The sequence below is a fragment of the Nostoc cf. edaphicum LEGE 07299 genome (assembly GCF_015207245.1).
GTDB lineage: Bacteria > Cyanobacteriota > Cyanobacteriia > Cyanobacteriales > Nostocaceae > Nostoc > Nostoc edaphicum_B.
The window spans coordinates 1-3,200 of the sequence record NZ_JADEXF010000765.1 but is presented as its reverse complement, the minus strand read 5'-3'; the positions used below and the strand labels follow the sequence as shown (position 1 = coordinate 3,200).

Annotated in this window: 3 protein-coding genes; all 3 read right to left on the bottom strand. The window is 45.0% G+C overall.

All coding sequences use genetic code 11. The annotated features are described in order from the left end of the window. Nucleotides 1-326 precede the first annotated feature (326 nt). Nucleotides 327-2,294, bottom strand: coding sequence for a hybrid sensor histidine kinase/response regulator (locus tag IQ229_RS20330; RefSeq protein ID WP_194046844.1), 1,968 nt, complete (start codon nucleotides 2,292-2,294; stop codon nucleotides 327-329). Continuing rightward, on the bottom strand, nucleotides 2,294-2,770 hold the full coding sequence (locus IQ229_RS20325; protein ID WP_194046842.1) for a response regulator: 477 nt from the start codon (nucleotides 2,768-2,770) through the stop codon (nucleotides 2,294-2,296). The genes IQ229_RS20330 and IQ229_RS20325 overlap by 1 nt, the downstream gene beginning before the upstream one ends. Further along, nucleotides 2,767-3,200: sensor histidine kinase (locus tag IQ229_RS20320; RefSeq protein WP_194046840.1), on the bottom strand; the 434-nt coding region annotated here is incomplete at its 5' end. The genes IQ229_RS20320 and IQ229_RS20325, both read right to left, overlap by 4 nt.

Sequence of the window (3,200 nt, the reverse complement as noted above, 5' to 3'; positions counted from 1 at the left end):
ATTAAATATGCGTTATGGGCTTGCAAAAAATAAATTATCCCAAATGATTTGTAGATTTGTAGGGGCGCAATACTGTTCGTTAAGGCAAGAGACGCGATGAATCACCGTCTCTACAATAATTGGTCTTTCGTCTTAACGGCGATTTATCGCGTCTTTGCGATCGCAAATTTCCATCAAAAAACCTTAGCCGAACCGTATTGACACAAAATTTTCTGGCTCACCCGGAGTATTTCAGGCAATTAAAAAGACCATATTACTTGTGAAGCATAGTTTAAAATCTGTAATATTAAGCAGATTCATCTAATTACTCAGGTTGATAACAAACCCTAAGTAGATTGAACTAAGTTAGAAATCGCCATAAGCAATTCCTCTGGTGCTACAGGTTTAACGATGTGCTGTTGAAATCCTGCTTTTAGTGCGTACTGCTGATTAAGTTCACCGGCATAAGCAGTCAGAGCGATCGCAGGTATCTTTTTTCCCCCCAGTTCTGCTTCCAGAGTCCGCACCTGTTCTATCAGCATATAGCCGTTCATCTCTGGCATCCCAATATCGCTGAGTAAGATATCTGGCTTTGACTGGGTTAGCGCTTGTAATGCTTCATCTCCTGATGCTACTGCGGTGACAATCGCACCAAATTGTTCCAGCACAAAGCTGAAAAAGTCGCGGCTATCATCATTGTCATCCACAACCAGCACTTGTAAACCCATGAGGGGAGAGGAGGGAAAAGCGGCAGTTGAGGAATCAGTATTTGTGTCATCCTTGATTTTTGCATTGTCCTTGATGAGCGGCAACCTAATTGTGAAGATCGCTCCCTTTTCCTCACCAGGGCTTTCCGCCCAAACTGTTCCCCCGTGCATCTCGATCAAGTGACGAGCGATCGCTAAACCTAACCCTAATCCACCAAACTTTCTAGTTGTTGTACTGTCACCCTGACGGAAATAATCAAATACATGAGGTAGAAAATTCGGGTGAATACCTTTACCTGTATCGCTGACGGTAATCTGCGCCTGAGCCTCGATGCGCTCCAATCGCACACTTACTTTGCCCTCAGTCTCAGTAAACTTGACGGCATTCGAGAGAAGGTTCCAGAAAACTTGCTGTAAGCGGGCTGGATCGCCCAAAACTTTCCCTACTGCTGGATCGAGCTTCGTCTCAATCTGAATGGTTTTAGCTTCTGCTGCCAAATGCACTGTTTCCATTGCGGCTTCAATGGTAGATACCAGATCGACTGGAATCATGTTGAGGCTGAGTTTGCCTTGGAGGATGCGAGAAACATCTAGTAAGTCTTCAATTAATTGAGCTTGTAATTTGGCATTGCGCTCAATAGTTTTCAGGGCTTTGTTGAGCGCTGCCTCATCAAATTTCCGGCTCTGCAACAGTTTTGCCCAACCGAGAATTGGATTCAAGGGCGATCGCAATTCATGAGAAAGTACTGCCAAAAACTCATCTTTGATTCGGTTAGCAGCCTCAGCTTCCGCCCTAGCTCTTTGCTCGAGTTGCAAAAGGCGATCGCGTTCTTCTTCAGTGCGTTTGCGATCGGTGATATCAGTTAGCATGGCGATCGCACCTAAGCACTCACCCTGTTCATTCAAAATTGCCCTTGTAGAAATCAGTGTCCAGATGTACGAACCATCCTGGCAGCGCAATCGCCCTTCTTTAAGATCGCTCTCTTCTCCCTTGAACCACTCCAGTTTCTCTTTATCTGCGATATCATCAGCCAGATCCATAAAATCAAATATAGAACGACCGAGTATTTCTTCTGCTGGATAACCCAACATCTGAGATATCCGCTGATTCACAAACTCTGTTCGGGTTTCAGAGTCAATCATCCAGATTCCCTCATAAGAGGTATCAACAATTCGGCGATACTTGGCTTCACTTTTCTGTAAAGACTCTTCTGCTTGCTGGCGCTTACGCCGCTCTTTAGCTTCCCGCAATGCACGTTGCACCGAGGGAACTAACCGCCCTAGTCGTTGCTTTAATACATAATCGGTTGCACCGTTCTTCAAAGCTTCGATCGCTAATTCTTCGCCCAGTACAGCCGAAACAAAGATAAAAGGAACCTCTGGAGTGCGATTTCGGGCAATTTCCAGAGCCAAAATTCCATTAAAAGATGGCAAGGCATAATCGGCAAGAATTAAATCGAAAGTCTCTGTTTCTAAAGCCGCTACAAAATCAGCATCAGTTTCGACTCGGATCAGTTCGCAATTAATTCCTCCTTCAGTTAGTATCGCTTGGGCAAGCTCTGCATCTAACACACTGTCTTCCAAAAGAAGAAAACGGAGGACATTCATCAGTTGTTCTCCTTTTGAAGATGAGGTGCCGGAGGTAAAGCACCAACCGGAGGCTGATTGATCACTGCCCAAAACAATCCCACACCTTTAATAGAATCAACAAAATCATGGTAATCTACTGGCTTGACAACATAAGCATTGACCCCTAGCTCGTAGCATCGAACTAAATCCGGTTCCTCGCGGGAAGAAGTCAGTACCACCACTGGAATCACTCGCATTACTGGGTCAGATTTGAGTTGTGCCAATACTTCTAGTCCATCAACTTTAGGCAGTTTCAAATCGAGCAAAACTACCACAGGATACCCTTCCATTCGCAACCGAAACAATCCGCGGCGGTAAAGATAATCTAATGCTTCTTCGCCATCACGTACCACCACTACTTCATTGGCGAGATGGTTTTCTGACAAAGCAGCTAGTATTAACTCTGCATCATTGGCGCTGTCTTCAATTAGCAGAATCCGCTTCAGTTCTTTCATTCACTCTCCTTCTTGGACAACTTAGGCAGCGAGAAATAAAAGGTGGCGCCACTGTCAACTACAGCCTCTGCCCAAACTCGACCATTATGCCGATGAATAATGCGTTGCACGTTTGCCAATCCAACACCAGTGCCTTCAAATTGTGGGTCGCTATGTAGACGTTGAAATACTCCGAATAGCTTGTGTACATATTGCATATTAAAGCCTACGCCGTTATCTTTTACAAAAAAGACAACTTCGTTTTCATGGTCAATACTTCCAACAGTAATTTCTGCTGGGTTTCGAGTCTGGCTATATTTTACGGCATTGCCCATCAGGTTGCGAAGCACAAGCCGCAGCATGGAGGGATCGCCCTGCACTTCTAGCAGTGATTCGATGTGCCAATGGATTGTGCGTCCTGGAGTTTCTGCAATCAAATCGCGTTTTACCT

Excerpts from the sequence above, each read along its gene's own strand:
- IQ229_RS20330 (WP_194046844.1), bottom strand. The coding sequence starts at position 2,294 with ATGAATGTCCTCCGTTTTCTTCTTTTGGAAGACAGTGTGTTAGATGCA.
- IQ229_RS20325 (WP_194046842.1), bottom strand. The coding sequence starts at position 2,770 with ATGAAAGAACTGAAGCGGATTCTGCTAATTGAAGACAGCGCCAATGAT.